15 protein-coding genes are annotated in these 18,850 nt (G+C 62.7%); 7 read left to right on the top strand and 8 right to left on the bottom strand.

The window, feature by feature from the left end; genetic code table 11:
- Positions 1 to 53 precede the first annotated feature (53 nt).
- Both HHL08_RS19865 and gcvA read right to left on the bottom strand, forming a co-directional pair.
- Complete coding sequence (locus HHL08_RS19865; RefSeq protein WP_169574753.1) at positions 54 to 1,004, bottom strand: SDR family NAD(P)-dependent oxidoreductase; 951 nt, start codon at positions 1,002 to 1,004, stop codon at positions 54 to 56.
- Between the two features lie 130 nt (positions 1,005 to 1,134).
- Positions 1,135 to 2,091, bottom strand: coding sequence for a transcriptional regulator GcvA (gcvA, locus tag HHL08_RS19860; protein ID WP_169574752.1), 957 nt, complete (start codon positions 2,089 to 2,091; stop codon positions 1,135 to 1,137).
- Between the two features lie 205 nt (positions 2,092 to 2,296).
- Here gcvA and HHL08_RS19855 point away from each other — a divergent pair, with 205 nt between their 5' ends.
- From HHL08_RS19855 to HHL08_RS19845, 3 genes are read left to right on the top strand one after another with little or no spacing between them, the layout of a single operon-like run.
- Positions 2,297 to 3,505: an acyl-CoA dehydrogenase family protein gene (locus HHL08_RS19855; RefSeq protein ID WP_169574751.1), complete on the top strand. Its 1,209-nt coding sequence runs from the start codon at positions 2,297 to 2,299 to the stop codon at positions 3,503 to 3,505.
- Entirely contained in the window at positions 3,502 to 4,662 is a 1,161-nt protein-coding gene (locus HHL08_RS19850; protein WP_169574750.1) for a CoA transferase, read from the top strand. Before HHL08_RS19855 ends, HHL08_RS19850 begins: the two co-directional genes overlap by 4 nt.
- Positions 4,659 to 5,876 carry a CaiB/BaiF CoA transferase family protein gene (locus HHL08_RS19845; RefSeq protein ID WP_169574749.1) on the top strand — a complete coding sequence of 406 codons (1,218 nt, stop codon included), beginning with the start codon at positions 4,659 to 4,661 and terminating at the stop codon, positions 5,874 to 5,876. Before HHL08_RS19850 ends, HHL08_RS19845 begins: the two co-directional genes overlap by 4 nt.
- 67 nt (positions 5,877 to 5,943) lie before the next feature.
- On the opposite strand, the gene HHL08_RS19840 is transcribed toward HHL08_RS19845, so the two are convergent.
- From HHL08_RS19840 to HHL08_RS19820, 5 genes are all read right to left on the bottom strand, one after another.
- Positions 5,944 to 7,410, bottom strand: a complete 1,467-nt coding sequence (locus HHL08_RS19840; protein WP_169574748.1) for an aldehyde dehydrogenase — start codon at positions 7,408 to 7,410, stop codon at positions 5,944 to 5,946.
- Positions 7,411 to 7,457: 47 nt separating this feature from the next.
- The gene (locus HHL08_RS19835; RefSeq protein WP_169574747.1) at positions 7,458 to 8,237 is read right to left on the bottom strand and encodes an enoyl-CoA hydratase/isomerase family protein; all 780 of its coding nucleotides are present in this window, start codon (positions 8,235 to 8,237) and stop codon (positions 7,458 to 7,460) included.
- Between the two features lie 102 nt (positions 8,238 to 8,339).
- Entirely contained in the window at positions 8,340 to 8,747 is a 408-nt protein-coding gene (locus HHL08_RS19830; protein ID WP_169574746.1) for a Zn-ribbon domain-containing OB-fold protein, read from the bottom strand.
- Positions 8,744 to 9,865 carry a thiolase family protein gene (locus HHL08_RS19825; protein WP_169574745.1) on the bottom strand — a complete coding sequence of 374 codons (1,122 nt, stop codon included), beginning with the start codon at positions 9,863 to 9,865 and terminating at the stop codon, positions 8,744 to 8,746. Before HHL08_RS19825 ends, HHL08_RS19830 begins: the two co-directional genes overlap by 4 nt.
- A 169-nt stretch (positions 9,866 to 10,034) precedes the next feature.
- Positions 10,035 to 11,006: a LysR family transcriptional regulator gene (locus HHL08_RS19820; protein ID WP_169574744.1), complete on the bottom strand. Its 972-nt coding sequence runs from the start codon at positions 11,004 to 11,006 to the stop codon at positions 10,035 to 10,037.
- A gap of 82 nt (positions 11,007 to 11,088) precedes the next feature.
- Between HHL08_RS19820 and HHL08_RS19815 the strand changes: the two genes are divergently transcribed.
- From HHL08_RS19815 to HHL08_RS19800, 4 genes are all read left to right on the top strand, one after another.
- Entirely contained in the window at positions 11,089 to 12,153 is a 1,065-nt protein-coding gene (locus HHL08_RS19815; protein ID WP_169574743.1) for an aromatic ring-hydroxylating dioxygenase subunit alpha, read from the top strand.
- Positions 12,154 to 12,211: 58 nt separating this feature from the next.
- Positions 12,212 to 13,315: an aromatic ring-hydroxylating oxygenase subunit alpha gene (locus HHL08_RS19810; RefSeq protein ID WP_169574742.1), complete on the top strand. Its 1,104-nt coding sequence runs from the start codon at positions 12,212 to 12,214 to the stop codon at positions 13,313 to 13,315.
- 78 nt (positions 13,316 to 13,393) lie between these two features.
- Positions 13,394 to 14,584, top strand: coding sequence for a formaldehyde dehydrogenase, glutathione-independent (gene fdhA / locus HHL08_RS19805; protein WP_169574741.1), 1,191 nt, complete (start codon positions 13,394 to 13,396; stop codon positions 14,582 to 14,584).
- 443 nt (positions 14,585 to 15,027) lie between these two features.
- Entirely contained in the window at positions 15,028 to 16,095 is a 1,068-nt protein-coding gene (locus tag HHL08_RS19800; RefSeq protein WP_169574740.1) for a hypothetical protein, read from the top strand.
- Positions 16,096 to 16,189: 94 nt separating this feature from the next.
- On the opposite strand, the gene HHL08_RS19795 is transcribed toward HHL08_RS19800, so the two are convergent.
- Positions 16,190 to 18,640, bottom strand: a complete 2,451-nt coding sequence (locus HHL08_RS19795) for a TonB-dependent receptor (RefSeq protein ID WP_169574739.1) — start codon at positions 18,638 to 18,640, stop codon at positions 16,190 to 16,192.
- Positions 18,641 to 18,850 lie beyond the last annotated feature (210 nt).

The raw sequence follows: 18,850 nt of genomic DNA, 5'->3' as shown, positions 1-18,850 counted from the left end.
CGGCTCTCTCCATCATCATCTGCATCGGCGCTGGGGTGCGAGGGCGCGGATCATCAGACCGCTGCCAGCGCCGCCAATATGTCCGCAGGCGGCATGTCGGTTTCAAAGCGGCCGCCGGGGAACAGGGTCCAGCGGTGATCCTGCCGGGGCAGGTCGGCGCTCGCTGCCTCCAGCGATGCGACAGTCCATTTCTGCCCGCCATTGCTGACATGATGGGCCGCGCTCCATTCGTTGAACAGGAAGAGGTCGTCGCCCCATGCGCCGAACACCCGGCCAGTGAACGGACATTGGGCGCTCGCCAGGAACAGTACGACTTGAGAAACATGTTCCGGCGAATTGGGGTCGAACCCTTCGCGCGGGGCCATCATCGCAATCATGTCGGGCGGCGCGCCCTCCAACATCCGGGTGCGGGCCATGGGGGCAATGGCATTCACCCTGACACCGAGCGGCGCGAGTTCGAGCGCCGCAGCGACGGTGAGGGCGGCCACGGCGGCCTTGGTCGCGCTGTAGATGTTGATCGGGGGCATGGGATGCAGCCCGGCGGGCGACGCTGTATTGATGATGGCGCGGCCCTTTTTCGGCCCGGTCCTGCGCCAATGGGCCGCAGCGGCGTTCATGGTGGCCGTCACGCCCTTGAAATTCACCGCGGCGGACAAATCCCAATCCTGTTCGGACATGTCACCAAAGGCCGCGACCCGGCTGATGCCGGCATTGTTGACGATGATGTCGATGTCGCCAAAGGTCGCGATCGCCCCGTCGACCATGGCATGGGCACCGGCCCAGTCCGCAACGCTGCGCGTGTCGGCAACCGCCGTGCCGCCCAGCGCCTCAATCTCTGCCACCACCGATTGGGCGGGACCGGCGTCGCCCCCCTCCCCTATGTTGGAACCGCCCAGATCGTTGACCACGACCTTGGCACCCGCGGCTGCCAGGGCCAGGGCATGGTCCCGGCCAAGCCCCCGGCCACCGCCCGTTACCAGCGCGACCTTGCCAGCAATCGGCATCGACATCTCTCCTTGAAACGACGGGCATGGGCGCGCGATGCATGTCGATGCCGTCTGCTTTTACCGGGTTCGTTCTCACCGCTCAGGCCGTGAATTCAAGCGAGATTTTTGCGGGCGCGTTGACTTCAGGTCACGCGACGGCGGCCAGATGCCATTCCGCACGCCGCCGGGCCATGTCCAGTTTCAACGCCTCCATGCGGGCGCTGGTCTTTCTCGCTTCCTCCAGCATCCAGTCGCGAAACGGCTTGAAACTGGGATTGCGCGGCATCCTGTCGGGCCAGATGAGATTGTAGCGGCAGTCGTCGGGGGTCGAAATCGGGAACGGCATGATCAGCGTCCCGGACTCCAGATCGTCAAGGATCAAGGGCAACTGTGCCATCGCAATGCCCACGCCATCGGCCGCAGCCTGATAGGCCAGGCTGGAGCTTTCGAACCGCATGATGTTGGCACCCACAAGATCGGGCATCCCGGCCTCCTTCAGCCAGAGCGCCCAGTTGGAGGGACGCGCGGTCGAATGGAGCAGGGTGTGGCGCGCCAGGTCCGAAATCCTGTCCAGCGGCACCCCCTGTTGCAGCAATTTGGGGCTGCACACCGCGACCAGATCGGCATCGAACAGGTAGCGAACCACCGATTGGGGCGTGTCTTCATTGCCGAGTTTGATCGTCGCATCCAGATCGTCGCGCTGAAAATCGACCGCGGCCAGGCTCATGGTCAATTGCAGATTGTTACCCGGATATTGGGAATAGAAGGAGTGCATACGCGGCATCAGCCAGCGCAGTGTGTAAGTGGAAGATGTCGATACGCGCAGCGGCGCGCCCTCGGGCACCTCCATCAGATGTTCGGTCGCCGATTTGATCAGAGCAAAGGCATCGGTGATCTTCGCCAGATAGTCGGCCCCCTCCTGCGTCAGGCTAACTTCCCGGTTCGCCCGATGAAAAAGCTGAAGCGACAGGAAATCCTCCAGCACCCTGATCTGCCGGCTGACCGCGCCGGGCGTGACGCCGAGTTCGGCGGCCGCGAGCGTGAAACTGAGCTTTCGCCCGGCGCATTCGAAGGCACGCAGTGCCGTTAGCGGCGGTATCCGCATCCTCTCATCCTCTTTCTTTCGACCCTGTGGACCGCCGCGCATGGCTTGATGCGCCAGCGCGCGACCCCGTCCCGACAATGCTGCCAGATGTGTGAGTTTAGATCAACCGTGCAGAAAGTCTTTCGATTGCGGCGCACCCCAAGCGTCTTCAATCAGAAGCAAGGATAAGGTGCCGGGGGCACCCGGTTGAGAGGGCGGGAGAGGCATGGATTTCACATTATCGGACGATGCGCGCATGATCGGGGAACTGACCGCGCGTTTCGTCGCAGACGAATTGATCCCGCTGGAACGCCTTGTCATCGAACGCGAAGCCAATCGCGGCATGGGCGGCGACCCTTTGATCCCTGACGATATCGAGATGCGTTTGAAGGCACGGTCGAAGGAACTGGGCCTGTGGGGCATCGATGTGCCCGAACGCTTTGGCGGCCATGGCATGGGCGCGCTCATCAAATGCGTCGTGACGCAGCAGATGTTCTATTCGATCACGCCCTTCACCCTGCCGCCCGACAGCCCCAACCTGCATTTCCTGCAGGAATCCTGCAAGGGCAATCAGATCGAACGCTATCTGCTGCCCTATGCTGCGGGCGAGAAAAAATCCTGCCTGGCCCTGACCGAGGCGGGTGCAGGCGCTGATGCGGGTGCCATCAGGCTGAAAGCCGAACGACGTGGCAACACATGGGTGCTGAACGGCGAGAAAATGTGGATCAGCGGCGCGCGCACCGCCGACTTCATGATCGTGATCGCGTCGAGCGACCCTGCCAAGGGCACGCGCGGCGGCATGACCGCCTTCCTGATCGACCAGGGCACGCCCGGCGTGACGATCCCGCAGGAATTTTCGGTCATCGGCGGCAACTTCCACGCTTATTCGGTCAATTTCGATGAGGTCGTGGTCGACGACGACCAGGTGCTGGGCGACGTGGGCCAGGCGTTCGCCCCGTTGCAGAACCGACTTGGCATCCGCCGCATGGAATGCGCCTGCTGGTGCCTGGGCTATGCGCAGCGCGCACTCGACATGATGATCGAACAAGCCAAGGCCCGCTTGACATTCGGCGCGCCGCTGGCCGACCGGCAGACCATCCAATGGTGGATCGCGGACAGTTTCCAAGAAATCGAGATGGTGAAACTGCTCACCTACCGCCTCGCCTGGCAGCTCGATCAGGAGATCGACGAAGGCGCGCGCGCGGACATCCGGCGGGGCGCGTCCATGGTCAAGGTTCAGGCGACCGAGATGGCAACCCGCGTGATCGACCGGGCGATCCAGATGTTCGGCGGCATGGGCCTTAGCAAGGAACTGCCGCTGGAATTCATGGCCCGCGAAGTGCGCGTGCTGCGCATCGTGGAAGGGCCGTCCGAAGTGCATCGCTGGATGATCGCACGCGACCTGCTGCGCGATGGCAGGCCCAGCGACCTATGAGCGACCCTACCGCCCTGGAAGGCGTCCGGGTTCTTGAACTGTCGGGACTCTATGGCGCCTATTGCGGCAAATTGTTCGCGGACATGGGGGCGAAGGTCACGCTGTTCGAACCGCCTTCCGGTTCGCCGATGCGGGCCAAGCCGCCTTTTGTCGGCGACAGGCCGGGCCAGGACAACAGCCTGGCCTTCGCCTATTTCGCGGCGAACAAGCAGAGCCTGTGTGCCGACCTTGCCACCCCGCAGGGGCAGGCACTGCTGGTTCAGGCGGCGGCTGAAGCGGACCTGCTGATCCTGTCGGATCATCCCGACGCGCAGGCAGTGGACCTTGGGACGCTGAGCGCCGCCAATCCGCGCCTCGTCTGCGTGCGCATCACGCCTTATGGCAGCGACGGCCCCTATGGCGGCTATGTGGGCGACGACCTCACCCTCATGGCGATGGGCGGTCTGCTGACGATGGCCGGCTTTCCCGACTGTGCGCCGGTCGTGGCTTATGGCGAACAGGGCCTGCTCGCCGCCGACCAGTTCGCGGCCGTCGCGGCGTTCGCCGCGCTTTTGCGGGCGGAACGCAGCGGCCAGGGCGAGGTGATCGACGTGTCGATCCAGGAAGCCATCGTCATGGCGCTGGAGAATGCGGCCCAGACCTATCAGCTTGAAGGCAAGGTGCGCCAACGGACAGCAGGTGCCCGGCGCGCGGGCAGCGGCATCTTTGCGTGCAAGGACGGCCAGATCTACCTGTTGGCGGGCGGCATCGGCGAAACGGCCATGTGGGGCAATTTCGCCCGCTGGATGACGGCGGAGCGGTGCCCTGGCGCACAGATTTTTGCAGCGGCCGACTGGGACGACACGGCGCCCGGCGCGGACGAGATGTTCCAGTCCGTCTTCCTGCCCTTTGCCATGGGGCAGACCAAGGACCAACTATATCAGGGCGGCAAGACATGGGGCGTGCCCATCGCGCCCATGTCCACGCCGGGCGATCTGCTGGGCAACCGCCAGCTTCTCTACCGCGACTATTTCGTCCCACTCCCCGGAGATTCCCGCCTGGGCGGCACCTGTGTCCCTGGCGCGCCCTACAAGCTGAGCGCCACGCCATGGGCGTTGCGCACGCCCGCCCCCGCACTGGTGCCTGGGACACAAGATGGCAAGGATGCAACGTCATGACGGACCTCCCGCTCTCCGGCGTCAAGATCGTCGATTTCTGCTGGATCGGTGCCGGATCCTACACCACCAAATTGCTCGCCGATCTGGGCGCCGACGTCATCAAGGTCGAAAGCACCAGGTCGCTGGACAGCCTGCGCCTGGCGTCGCCCTATGCCGGTGGGATCAGGGGGGTCAACCGCAGCGGCTATTTCGCGGACCGCAACAGTTCCAAACGCAGCATCACCATCAATATGAAGGAACCGCGCGGCGTTGCGATCGTCCATCGGCTGATCCGCGATTGCGACATCGTGGCCAATAATTTCCGGCCAGGGACGATGGAGAAACTGGGCGTCGGTTACGAAACATTGCGGCACATCAATCCGGGCCTGATCTTCATCGGCATGTCGATGAACGGCGACGAAGGCCCCGACCGCACGATGCTGGGCTATGGCATCACCATTGCCGCGCTCACCGGCTTTCTGGGCCTGAGCGGCTATCCCGACCGGGAACCGACCGGCACCGGCACCAACTATCCCGACCATGTTCCCAACCCCTGCCATGGTGCCTTCGCGATCATGTGCGCGTTGCGGCACAAGGCGCGCACCGGTGCGGGCCAGTCGATCGACATGGCGCAGACCGAACCGATGCTGAGCCTGATGCCGATCCCGGTGATGGAACATGGTGCCAACGGGCGGACCGTGGGCAGGACCGGCAATCGCCTGGCGGGCTATGCGCCGCGCGGCGTCTATCCGGTCCGTGGCGAAGATCGCTGGATCGCGATCAGCATCGCGTCGGACACGCAATGGCGTGCGCTGTGCGCCGTCCTGGGCGGCAGCGATCTGGGCAAGGTGGAATGGGTGGAGGAAGCGGGGCGTCACGCGGCCCTGGACGTGATCGATCGCGCGATAGCCGCACGATCGGCCGATCACGACGGCTACGCCCTGATGCAGGCATTGCAGGACCGTGGCGTGCCCGCCGGCGTCGTCCAGAATGCGGCCGACCTTGTCGATCATGATCCGCAACTCAAGCATCGCGGTCACTGGCGCTATCTGCCGCATAGCGAGATGGGAAATTCGCTCTATAACGGCCCCCCGTTCCAATTTGCATCCGGCCCGATCGGCCCGCGCTTCGCCGCCCCGTTGCTGGGCGAACATACGGTGGAGATACTCACCGAACGGGCGGGCCTTTCGCTGTCCGACATCGATGATCTGACGGAACAGGGCGTCCTGGTCTAGCGGCGCGCACATCCGCGAAGGGGGCGTCAGCGCCGCCGACGCCCCCTGCTACGATGCCGAACCGGGCCTACAGCTTCATGATGAACGGGTTGGCGACCGGGGCGCTGTGGTTCAGGAAAACACTCTTGGCCTCCAGATTGGCCATGATCGCATCCATGCCATTCTCGCGCCCCGCGCCACTATCCTTCACGCCGCCGAACGGCATCATCACGCTCAGCATCCGGTAGCTGTTGATCCATACCGTGCCGGCCTGAAGCTTTTCGGACATCCGAAACGCCCTGCCGAAATCGCGCGTCCACACACCGGCCGCCAGCCCGAAATCGCTGTCATTGGCGATCCGCAAGGAGTCTGCCTCGTCCTTGAAGCGGATGACCGACAGGATCGGCCCGAACACCTCTTCGCGCGCTATCCGCATCTGGTTGGTCACGCCGGTAAAGATCGTCGGCTGGACGAACCAGCCCGTTCGCGCCAGGCGATCGCCGCCCAGGACGCACCGGGCACCCTCCCCGCGCGCAATGTCGATATAGGCCAGCACCTTGTCGAACTGGTCCCGCGTCGTCACCGGGCCGATCTGCGTCGCAGGATCGGTCGGATCGCCGACCACCGCCGTGCTGGCGATTGCGATCAGCCGTTCGACAAAGGCATCGTGAATATCATCCTGCACCAGCAGGCGTGACCCGGCGATGCAGCTTTGCCCGGACGCGGCGAAGATGCCCGATATGACGCCGTTGGCCGCCGCCTCCAGATCGGCATCGTCAAACACGATATTGGGCGATTTTCCGCCCAGTTCCAGGTCGCAACGGGCAAACCGCGCAGCGGCGATCTGGTTTATGGCGCGCCCCGCCTGCGTGCCGCCGGTGAAGCTGACGCGCGCGACCTTGGGGTGGCGGACCAAGGGATCGCCGACCTGTGCGCCAAAGCCGGTCAGCACGTTGAACACGCCGTCGGGAAAGCCTGCCTCCTGCACCAGGCGGGCAAATTCCAGCGCCGATGCCGAACTATGTTCCGATGGCTTGTGGATGACCGTGCAACCAGCCGCCAGCGCCGGGGCGATCTTGGCCGCTGCCAGCAAAAGTGGCGAGTTCCAGGGCGTGATCGCCGCGACAACGCCAACAGGTTCATAGCGGGTGTAGCCGAAAATGCCCGGACGGCCCACCGGCGGAACAGACCCCTCGATCTTGTCCGCCAGACCGGCATAATAATGATAGATGTCGGGCAGATAGCTGGTTTGGGCCCGCATCTCCGTCAATAGCTTGCCATTGTCCCGCACCTCTATTTCGGCCAGATGCGGCGCGGCCTTGACCAGCAGATCGGCAAGCCGCCGCAACAGCGCGCCCCGCGCCGTCGCGCTATAGTCGGCCCAGGGGCCCGACAGTGCGCCATGCGCCGCCTGCACTGCGGCCTCGACATCTTCGGCTCCGCCGCGCGGGATGTCTGCCCATGCCTCCTCGGTCCAGGGTTCCACGGTTGGGAAGGTTTCGCCGGAGGCAGCGGCGACGAACTGGCCACCTATGAACATCTGATATTGTTGCACGCTACCTCACATATTCCGCTGCGATCCGTGAACCCTGAGCCCCACGATCAGCCTTGACCAACCAGCCGTTCGCCCTTGGAAAAGCGGGCCAAGCCCTCGCTGCCCGCGGCCGTCAGCCGGTTGATCTCGTCGATCTTGCCGATGCCGAAATTGAACGCGCCGTCCCAGTCGATTGCAACCGGGATCTGGTCCATCGCGCCCTTGCTGATCGTCAGCGCGGTGGGATTGAACTGACCGATCTTGGCGGCGATCGCTTCTGCTTCGGGCAGCAGTTGGTCGTGCGGCACCACCTTGTTGACCAGACCCCAGCGCTCGGCGGTGGCGCCGTCGATCCGTTCGGTGGTGAACATCATCCAGGCATGGCGCTTGCGCGTCAGCGAATATTGGGTCGACGGGCCGGCCAGCCCTGGATAGGTGGCAAAGCCCATTTCCGGCATGCCCATCGATGCGCGTTCCGACGCGATCGCCAGGTCGCAGACGTTGATCAGCGTCACACCGCCGCCCAGCGCCATGCCATTGACGGCGGCGATGAAGACCGACGGATGCGCACGGATGGCGACATTGACCGCCTGCCAGGATGTGGCGGGATCGGCCTCGACGCCTGCCTCGCGGTCGGCGCTGGCTTCCTTGAGGTCGAGCCCGGCGCAGAAACTGACATCAGTGCCGGTCAGGACGATGACGCCGAAACGCCCCTTGAGCGCGTCCATCGCCTCCAGCATCGCGACGCGCGCGGCCTTGTTCATCGCGTTCCGTTTGTCGGGGCGGTTGATGCGCAGGATGGCATAGCCTTCCTTCTCTTCGACCACGACCAGATTGTCTTCGCTCATGATGCTCTCTCCGTCGACGCGCACGGACCGGCGCGGGACATTATCAGGTGGTTCAGGCCGCGACGGACCTGGAAAACAGATGACCTTTGACGGTTGCCCAGTTCAGGCCGCCGGCCGGAATTTGGGCAGGGTCACATCGGGGGTGACAGGATCGAATATCACTTCGACCGGCATGCCGACCACCAGCGCGCGTTCGCCCAAATCGACGATGTTGGAGAGCAGGCGCACGCCTTCCTCAAGCTCCACCTCGATCACCGGATAGGGCACTTCGTCCCCGAAACCGGCGAAATATTTCTGGTGCATCACGACGAACGAACTGACGATGCCCTTGCCCGACAGTGCGACCCAGGACCAATTTGCGTCGCGCGTGACCGGGGATACCGGGGATGGCGGAAAGAAGAAGCGGCCCGAACTGTTGCACTTCTGGGCCAGCAGCTTCCCTTCCCGCGCACCCGCGAAGAAGGGGCCGCTCCATTTATCTGCCTCGGGCAGCGGTTTGCTATAGGTCATGCGTCGTTCCTGATGATGATCGAACTGGCAACCGCCGTGGCGAGGATGAACTGAAGGGCTTTGGCATCCTTGATCTGGCGATCGGCGGGCACTTCGCCGCGAAGCTGACGCACCCCTTCGACGATCAGCGCCCATCCCTGCATATAGCTTTCCGACAAATGCCCGCCGCTCGTGTTGGTCGGCCAGCGCCCCTTGCCCAGCTGCAGCATCCCGTCGCGCACGAACTGGCCGCCCTCGCCCTGTTTGCAGAAGCCCATCCCCTCCAGCGCGAACAGCACCGTGGGAGAGAAATTGTCGTAGATCATCAGCCCGTCGATATCGTCGCGGCTGATGCCGGCGCGCGCATAAACCTGCGCCTCCACTTTCTGGAGCGCGGGATACCAATAATCGTCGGGCGGCAGCGAGTTTTGCGAGAAATCATCCTGTCGCGCGAAGCCCGAGACATAGACCGGCTTCTTGCGCATATCCTTCGCGCGCTCTGGCGTGGTCATGATCCAGGCCACGCCACCATCGTTGATCAGGCAGTAATCGAGCAGGTGCAGCGGATCGCAGATGAAACGGCTGTTCTGGTGATCCTCGACCGTGATCGGCTTTTTCATGACGGCGGCCGGATTCTTCGTCGCATGATCGCGAAACGCCACGGCGATATGGGCCAGATCCTGCGACGTCGTTCCAAATTGCGCCATATGGCGGCGGAACATCATGGCGTGCGATGCGCCGGGCGACGTAAAGCCCCAGGGCGCCCAGAAATTGGGATCGCCGCCATATTTCATCGCGGCGGACCGACCGTCATTGCCATAGACCAGGGCGATCGTGGTCGCGGCGCCCGATGCGATCGCCTCCGCAGCCATCATCAGCGCAATCGCGGAAAAGCGGCCATGCGCCGGCGTCGATTGCAGATAAGGCGTGTTGAGGTTCGAAACCTCGGCAAAGCGATCATAGGGCAGGCGGTTGAGGATGACGCCGTCTATATCGTCGAAACTGATGCCTGCATCATCGACCGCCGCCTTCAGCGCCGCCACGCCAAGGCCGACGGCGTCGGTTTCGGGAAATACACCATAGTCGGTGGACCCCACGCCCACGATGCACGCCTTGTCGCGATAGTTCCAATCCAGCATTTCGCTCCCCAAAATCATGGCGCGGTCGCTGTTTGCGCCGACGTCCGCCTGGCCTGCGCGGCCATGCTCTGGGGATCGAATGCGGGTTGGCGGGCTAAACTGTCAAACGACCAAAAGTCGGTTCGATTGACTGGAAATCACGCGACCCGTCCGTTTGGCGAGCTGAAAATCAGGATGACATGCCGCTGCCACGGAAACTTTTCCAGAAGGACGATTGATCGCCGATCGTGGGATCATGTCCGGTAAATAACCGGGCGACCAGCCGCCTTAGCCAAAGCGTGCCGGGATCAGTATGCGACCTGCGGTGCCAGAATTGTTTCAGCTCCACCGCGGGCGAATGAAAGGGCAAGGGCAGCATCTTCAAGTCGGTTAATTTGGTATAGATGCGCGCCACCGCCAAGGGGACGGTCGTAATCATGTCCGATTGAGAAATCAGCAGCGGCACGCTCATGAAATGGGGCGATCGCAGCACGACATGGCGTTGCAGCCCCAGCGTCTCCAGCCGCCGCTCGAAGACCTCCTGGCTGCGGCCATCCTGCTCGACGATGACATGCTCGGCCTGTAAGAATTGTTCGGTGGTCAGGCTGTCGCCGATATGGGGATGGTCGACGCGCGCCAGGCACACGAAAGTCTGGTCGAACAATTTTTGCGAAAACAGATTGTCGCCATCGAACCCGTAAAAATAGCCCAGCGCCAGGTCCACATTGCCATCCACCAGCGCCGCCTTCAAATCCCGCGTCGGCAGCGTGACCGATTGCACGGTCACATGCGGCGCCAGCGTGCGCAAGCTCGCCATCAGGTCCGGCAGGAAGGTTAGTTCGCCCAGGTCAGACAGGCTCAGCACGAAACAGCGGTCGGAGGATTCCGGGTCGAACGGGCCGGACGGTACGATGTCTGACTGCACCGTGGCGATGACCCGCGAGACCGGTTCGCGCAGCCGCTCGGCCACCGCCGTGGGCACCATCCGCCCCCCCTGACGGACAAAAAGATCGTCGCCGAAATGTGCACGCAGGCGCTTGAGCGAAAGGCTGACGCTTGGCTGGGTGACGCACAGCGCTTCCGCTGCCGCCGACACGCTGCGGTGGACGAACAGTGCCTCCAGCACCTTGATGAGATTAAAGTCCAGATCGGAATAAGCCATGCTTATAGTTTCTATAAGTAAATGAGTGATGCTTATAGCGGCGTTTAGCAGTAATTCAAATCCTCTGCACGAGGAGAGAGTCATGGCTGGAGCCGGCACGGCCAAAGCGCCCAAATTTTTGTATAATGCTTGGTATGTCGCCGGCTGGAGCGCCGACCTGGTGCCCGGCGCGCGCGTGGCCCGCACCTTCCTCGACCTGCCGATCGTCCTCTTTCGCACCCAAGGCGGCCAGGCGGCGGCCCTGGAGGATCGCTGCTGCCACCGCGCCCTGCCGCTCAGCTTCGGCACCGTCGATGGCGAACGCATTCGTTGCAGCTATCACGGCCTGGAATTCAACGTAGAGGGCCAGTGCGAAAAGATCCCGGCCCAGGACCGCATTCCATCCACCGCCTGCGTCCGTCGCTTTCCGCTGGTCGAAAGGGACGCTTTGCTCTGGATCTGGATGGGAGACATCGACTTGGCCGATGCCAGCCGAATTCCCGATCATCCCTGGCATTGCGATCCCCGCTTTACATGGAAAAGCCACCATTTCGACGTGCGGGGCAATTGGGAATTGCTGATCGAAAATCTGATGGATCTGTCCCACCTGCCCTATATCCATGCCCGGACCATCGGCGGGAATCCCGACCTGCATTTCGGCGTGAAGACCCAAGCGGTGCGCGACGGCGACAACGTGCGGGTGTCGCGCTACATGCCCGATTCAGAACCACCGCCGACCTACAAGGCCGCCAAGCATTTCGCCGGGACGATCGACCGCTGGCAGGAAATCGAATTTCAGCCGGTGCTGATCCGTATCAATACCGGCGCGTGCGACGCGGGGACCGGCGCCTATGACGGTGCGCGCGACCATGGTTTTTCGATGATCGGCTTTCACGGCATCACACCCGAAACGGCAGCGACGACCCATTATTTCTGGTCGATCGCGACGGATGCTGTCGCCCCGGGCGTGCCGGAACAGATCTTCCAGCAGACGGCGGACACCTTCCGCGAAGACCAGGAAGTGCTCGAACTTCAGCAATTGCGGATCAGCGCCGACCCCGATCGCCCGCTTCTCGACATCGCGAGCGACGTGGGAAGCCGCCAGGCCCGGCAGGTACTCCACCGCCTGATGAAGGCCGAACAGCATGATATGCAGGTCGCCGCCTGACCCCGCCCCGCGCCTCTCCCGAACAGGAGGCGCAGTTTCTATTTTCAGGAGGTTTAACATGAGCGAAGCGCTGGAATCCACCACCCCCACCTGGCCGCGCAACGCCTGGTATGTCGCCTGCACCCCGGACGAGATTGCCGACAAGCCATTGGGTCGGCAGATTTGCGGCGAACGCATGGTGCTGTACCGCAAGGCCAGCGGGGACGCGGTTGCACTGGAAGATTTCTGCCCGCACCGCGGCGCGCCCCTGTCCCTGGGTTTCGTGCGGGACGACCTGCTCGTGTGCGGCTATCATGGCCTGGCCATGGGCTGCAAAGGCCAGGCGGACAATATGCCGGGGCAGAAGGTCAAGGGCTTCCCGCCGATACGCACCTTCCCCATCGTCGAACGCTATGGTTTCATCTGGGTCTGGCCGGGCGACGCGGAACAGGCCAGCCTGGACAAGCTGCATCATCTCGAATGGGCCGAAAGCGACGCATGGGCCTATGGCGGCGGCCTGTTCCACATCAAATGCGACTATCGCCTGATGGTCGACAATCTGATGGACCTGACCCATGAAACCTACGTCCATGCGTCCAGCATCGGGCAGAAGGAAATCGACGAAACGCCGGTCAAGACCCGCATCGTCGGGGATGAAGTGCAGACGAGCCGGACCATCGATGGCGTCAAGGCACCCCCCTTCTGGCAAATGGCCCTGCGCGGCGCGGGACTGGATGGCGACGCCACGGTAGATCGGTGGCAGATTTGTCGTTTCTCGCTGCCCAGCCATGTCATGATAGAGGTCGGCGTGGCGCTGGCGGGAACCGGCGGCTATGATGCCGACATGGCCAACAAGGCGGCCAGTATCGTGGTGGATTTCATCACGCCGGAAACCGAAACCACCCATTGGTATTTCTGGGGCATGGCGCGGCAATTTGCCGTCGACAATGAACTGCTGACCAACGAAATCCGCGAGGGCCAGGGTGGAATTTTCACCGAAGACCTCGACATGCTGGAACAGCAGCAGGCCAATCTTCTGCGCCATCCCGCGCGACGCCTGCTGAAACTCAACATCGATGCGGGCGGCGTGCGATCCAGAATGATGATCGATCGCGCGATCGCGGCCGAAAACGGCGACGCGTCTGACGATAGCGACAGCATCTTCGATCAGGCGGCTGCCTGATCAACAGCCATGGTTGGCCAGCCCGCGGGCTGGCCAACCATGGCCATATTGCAAAAATTCACAGGGAGAGGAATGGACATGTCCGACAATCGCGGCGTCGTATATCTGGGGGCCGGCAAGGTGGAGGTCCAGTCGATCGGATATCCGAAATTCGAGGCACCCGACGGGCGGCCGATCGACCATGGCGTCATTCTGAAAGTCATCACAACCAACATCTGCGGTTCCGACCAGCATATGGTCCGGGGCCGCACCACCGCATCGCAAGGCCTGGTGCTGGGCCATGAAATCACCGGGGAGGTGATCGAAAAGGGGGCCGATGTAGAGATGCTCGACATCGGCGACATCGTGTCGGTGCCCTTCAACGTGGCGTGCGGCCGATGCCGGACCTGCAAGTCGCAGGACACTGGTGTATGCCTGACCGTCAACCCGGCGCGCGCAGGCGGCGCCTATGGCTATGTCGACATGGGCGGCTGGATCGGCGGCCAAGCCCAATATGTCATGATCCCCTATGCCGACTTCAACCTGCTGAAATTCCCCGATCGCGACCGCGCGATGGAGAAGATCCGCGACCTGACGATGTTGTCGGACATCCTGCCGACCGGCTTCCACGGCGCGCTCAAGGCCGGTGTCGGCGTGGGATCGATCGTCTATGTTGCCGGCGCCGGTCCGGTGGGGCTAGCCGCCGCAGCGTCGGCCCGTATCCTGGGCGCTGCGGTCGTAATGATCGGCGATTTCAACAAGGATCGCCTGGCGCACGCCGCAAAGGTCGGGTTCGAACCGGTCGACCTGACGAAAAACGATCGATTGGGCGACCTGATCGCCGATATTACCGGCAGCAACGAAGTCGATTCAGCGATCGATGCGGTCGGTTTTGAAGCGCGCGGCCATAGCGGCGGCGAACAGCCCGCCGTCGTGCTTAACCAGATGATGGAGATCACGCGAGCCGCGGGGCAGATCGGCATTCCCGGCCTTTATGTGACCGAAGATCCCGGCGCCGTCGACAGCGCGGCGAAACAAGGCAGCCTGTCGCTGCGCTTCGGCCTGGGCTGGGCCAAGGCCCTGTCCTTCCACACCGGCCAGACTCCGGTTCTGAAATATAACCGGCAATTGATGATGGCGATCCTTTATGATCGCCTGCCCATTGCCGACATCGTGGGCGCGCAGGTCATCCCACTGGAGGACGCTGCGAAGGGCTATGCCACCTTCGACAATGGCGCCGCGCAGAAATTCGTGCTCGATCCGCACGGCATGGTTGCCAATGCAGCCTGATTTCAGGTGAGGGGCGCCCGGTGGTGCCCCCGCCCTTCTACCGTCTCGAACCAGGCCCCGGAAAAGATGGGCGGACAGCGCTTCGCCAAGTAAGCCGCTGTTTCGGCGATCCAGCTTTGAGTTCTACGCACCGGTGCGACCGCGATGTCATTTGACACTATCAGCCATTTGCTCGAATTTCGGCGCTGAAATTCGACGACAGGTGCCGGGGAGGACATCATCATGGCGGACCACCCCTGACGAACCCAGTCACGCGATAACGCGCGACCAATACCGCAGCATCGCTCCTTTCCATTTGGTAGGCATACCACCGACGGGTTCTTCGAAATCCGGCGTTCGGATTGTCATGGCTGCGGTCCGCGCGCGCTGTTCCCTGCCGCGCAGCCATCCGAAGCGAAGGCGCAGAAAATAGCTTTACCGCCGATTATTGGAGACTTTGCCCCATGTTCACCCCGAACGCGCTGACCCGGACGGCCCTGGCCGCGCGGGATCGATCCGTCGACTGGCTGCTAAAGCATATCGGCCCGGATGGTCGGCCCGCAGATTGCGAAACCCGGACGGGGTGGAGCCGCCTTGGATGGGGGCTGGCGGTAGCCGGCGAACCCGCAGCGGCCAGCGCGGTCGTCCATTGGGCAGCCAAAAACCGTATCGCTGCGAACGGGGATTATCTGCCGGGCTATATGGAGGGCCAGGGCTATATCGCCCAATATGCCAATTACTGGCTCGGCACCTTCGTCGTCAGCGCCTGGATGGCGGGCAGCTACGATATCGCGCTGCGCTCCATGGACTATCTGGCCAGTCAGCAGGACCCCGTCCATGGGGGATTGCCGACGCGGCTGGGCAGCGGCAATCACCCGGCCGGGATTTGCGACATCCTTTCCACCGCGCAGGTCGGCCTGTCGGCACTGATCACCGGGCAGTTGGATGTGGCGGACAAGGCCTATGAGTGGCTCGATGGACTGCTCGCCGCCCAACCATCCAATACCACCTTCCACATGTTCCGTCAGGGTGACGCGGTGTGGCGCACGCCCGATCCCGCCTTCGCCTGGGCTGCGATCGTGCCGTTCGACCAGCCGCGACAGGCATTTTACGGACCGGCCATGGCCGCGGTGTTCCTGGCCCGCTACGCGCATATCCGCCATCGGCCCGAAGCGATCGCCATCGCGCGCGGCTTCCTGGCCTATAATGTGAACGGGACGCAGGCGCAGTTCACCGACATCGACAGCGTTCAGGCGTGCAAGTTCGGCTGGGCCGTGGGCGTCATGCACCAGGCCGATCCCGATGGCGGCTGGGGCGAGTGGCTGGCCCCCATGACCCAATGGTTCATCGATCGGCAGGCACCGGAGGGGTGGTGGGGCCCGTCCCGCTTTGCCGATGCCGATCCGACCTGCGCCGACAAGCTGGTCAAGACTTCAGAACATCTGATGGAGATCACGGCCTTGATCGCCGCCCTGGGCGCTCGTGCGTGCGAGCAAGACCGTCAGGCCAAGAGCGATCGCCCCATGGCCTGACGGTCGCAGGCGTTGGTCAAATACGAAAGGGCAGCGCCACCGTGGTGGCGCTGCCCTTTCGTATTTTTAATCGAACATCCTTATTGGAACGTCCTTACTTGAACAGGGGACTGCGCAGCGTCAGTTGCACCATCACCGTACGCGGTTCGGTCGGCGCGCCGGCAAGGTCTGCTCCCAGGCCGGGCGATGTGTAACCGGGGAAGGACGCGCCGGTCAGCGGATATTCGAACGCCGTGGCGACCCGCAACTTGTTGGCCAGGTTGCGACCGATCAGCGACAATTCCCATGAATCGTCGGATGCCGCCAGCGCCGCGAAGGCGTTGAAACGCCATATCCCGCGCTGCAATGCCCGTGGATTATGGGCCGGCTCTGGGTTGAAACTGCCGGTATAATTGCCATCACCGCCAAAGCTGATCTTCATCGCGCTGGAGATCGGCAGGTCGTACATGATGCCATGGCTCATCGTCCAATCGGGCGCGCGTTCAAGCTGCGTACCCGACAGATCCTGCGACGAAAAACTGGAACCGATGGCCGCCCCGGTCGCCGGGTCGAAACGTGGCACCAGGTTGCGGTTGCACCCTTGCGCAATGGATTGACCGGCATAGCAGGACGCATCGCTATAGTTCAGGTAGCGCGCATGATTATAGGCGACGCTGGACCGCAGCGTCAGTCCCGGCACGGCCTTTGGCGCGAAAGTCAGCGCCATTTCCGCGCCCTTGGTCCGGGCCGACGCGGCATTGCGCACCTTGACCGATATGGAGACGGGATCGAAGGCGTTAAGCTGAAGATCGTCATATCTGTAGGTATAAATGGACGCATCGAAACTCAGTTGCCGGTCCAGAAGGCTGCCCTTCACACCCGCTTCGAAACCGCGCGCCCGTGCCTGCCGATAGGTGATATCGCCGCCGCCACTGGCTGGAGCGGTGTTAAAACCGCCCGACGTGAATCCTTCCCGATAGGCGCCGTAGAAGGTGATGTTGCGTGTTGGGCGAAATCGGATCGTGGCTTCGGGCGAAAAGTCTGTGAAGTGGACCTTTTGCGGGTCAAGCGCGATCTGGACCGGCGTGGGGGAGAAGCCCGAAAGGGCACTGGGATAGCGGGCGAAATGCAGCCATTTATCCTCGATCGAATAGCGGCCGCCCGCCGTGATTTCCAGTTGTTCGGACAGAGTCAATATGCCCTGGCCGAAGAAGGAATAGGCCTCCGTCTTCTGGCGGAAGCGGTCGTCGACCAGAACCAGCGGCCCGGTGAAGCCGGTCAGGAAACCGGTGGTGATCAACGGCGCTTCGAACCGCTTTTCGGAAAACTGGTAATAGCTGCCGACAACGACGTTGAACGGTGATTCAAACGACGTCGCCGCGCGCAATTCCTGGGTGAACTGATTGTCGCGTACATGGCCGCCCGTGACCAGGCTTTCCGCCTCGCCCGCCGACACGTTCCAGCTGAAATCCTCCTTGAAGTCATAAAAGCCCGTCACCGACGTCAATGTCAGCGTGTCGGTGGGGCGCAGCGTCATCTGAAGCGACGACAGAAACTGCTTCTGCTTCAGGAAGGGCTTGCCGTTGCCCAGATAATAGGGGGCCGCCGCCGTGGTCGTGGCAGAGATATTGGGATCCACCAGGTTACGATCGAGCTTGCAATCATTCACCCCGCCGACGTTGCCGGCAAAGACCTGAAGTTGCGGCGCGCCAATCGGACAATCGAAAATCTGGGTCGAGCCGCCGGGGCCGTTTTCCCGATCCATCTGGGAATAGCTCAGCTTCAGCTTGGCATCGAACTTGCCGTCCGCGCCCTCGAACTTTACCGTGCCGCGCACGAAATAATCTTCCGATTGCGGCGCGCTGCTGCCCGGAACGCCGGTGCCGCCTGGAACATCATTGGACACATTGCGGAACCAGCCGTCCTGCCGGGAATAGGCGCCCACGACGCGCAGGCCCAGCCCTTCGGCCAGCGGCGTGGAGATCATCCCTTCATATTGCTGGCGGTCCTGCGCAAATTCATAGCCAGCGCGGGCGCGCCATTCGAAATCCTTGCCCGGATCGGCAGACACGAAGGAAATGATCCCGCCCAGGCTGTTCTTGCCATAAAACAGCGCCTGCGGCCCCTTGAGCACTTCAACCCGGTCGAGGTCGTATATGCCCATGTTGATCGCATTACCTTGGCTCACCTGGATGCCGTCGATGTTGATCGAAACGGCTTGGTCGACGCTGGGGCTGGTGCCGGGCGACCCGATGCCGCGCAGGTTGATCGATCCGCCACCCGGACCGCTGACGGTGCCGACCTGCAGCTGCGGCACGCGGCTTGATATCTGCGTGATGCTGTTGGTGGAATAGCGCGCGATTTCCTGCGCGCCAACCGCCGCGATGGCGGCCGGTACGTCCTGCAACCGTTCGTCGCGCTTGCGCGCCGTCACGATGATATCCTGGTCCCCCACCAAGGGTGCGGGTGCGCTGGAGGCCGTTTCCTGCGCGCTGATAGTGGGCGCGAATGCAAGCAACGCTGCCGTACTCATCATCGCGCCGTAAAATGGAATTGCCCTGCGCATATAACCTCCCCTGGAATTTCATAGCTGCACGATGTCGTTGATCGCGTCGTCCTCACCCGATACCCCCACGGTCGGGCAGAGCGTGAAGGACTTTTCTTCTGTTCAGTTGACTTGACGTCAACGAAGCAGGCCCAGTCAGCATTGCGGCAAGATACTCCCCCTTTTGCCGGATAGGGATGCCGGTTAGGCTGCATCGACGCTCCACGGGCT

This window comes from Sphingobium psychrophilum (assembly GCF_012927105.1).
Taxonomy (GTDB): domain Bacteria; phylum Pseudomonadota; class Alphaproteobacteria; order Sphingomonadales; family Sphingomonadaceae; genus Sphingobium; species Sphingobium psychrophilum.
Note: the sequence above shows the minus strand (reverse complement) of the source record. Positions and strands in the feature narration are given on the sequence as shown.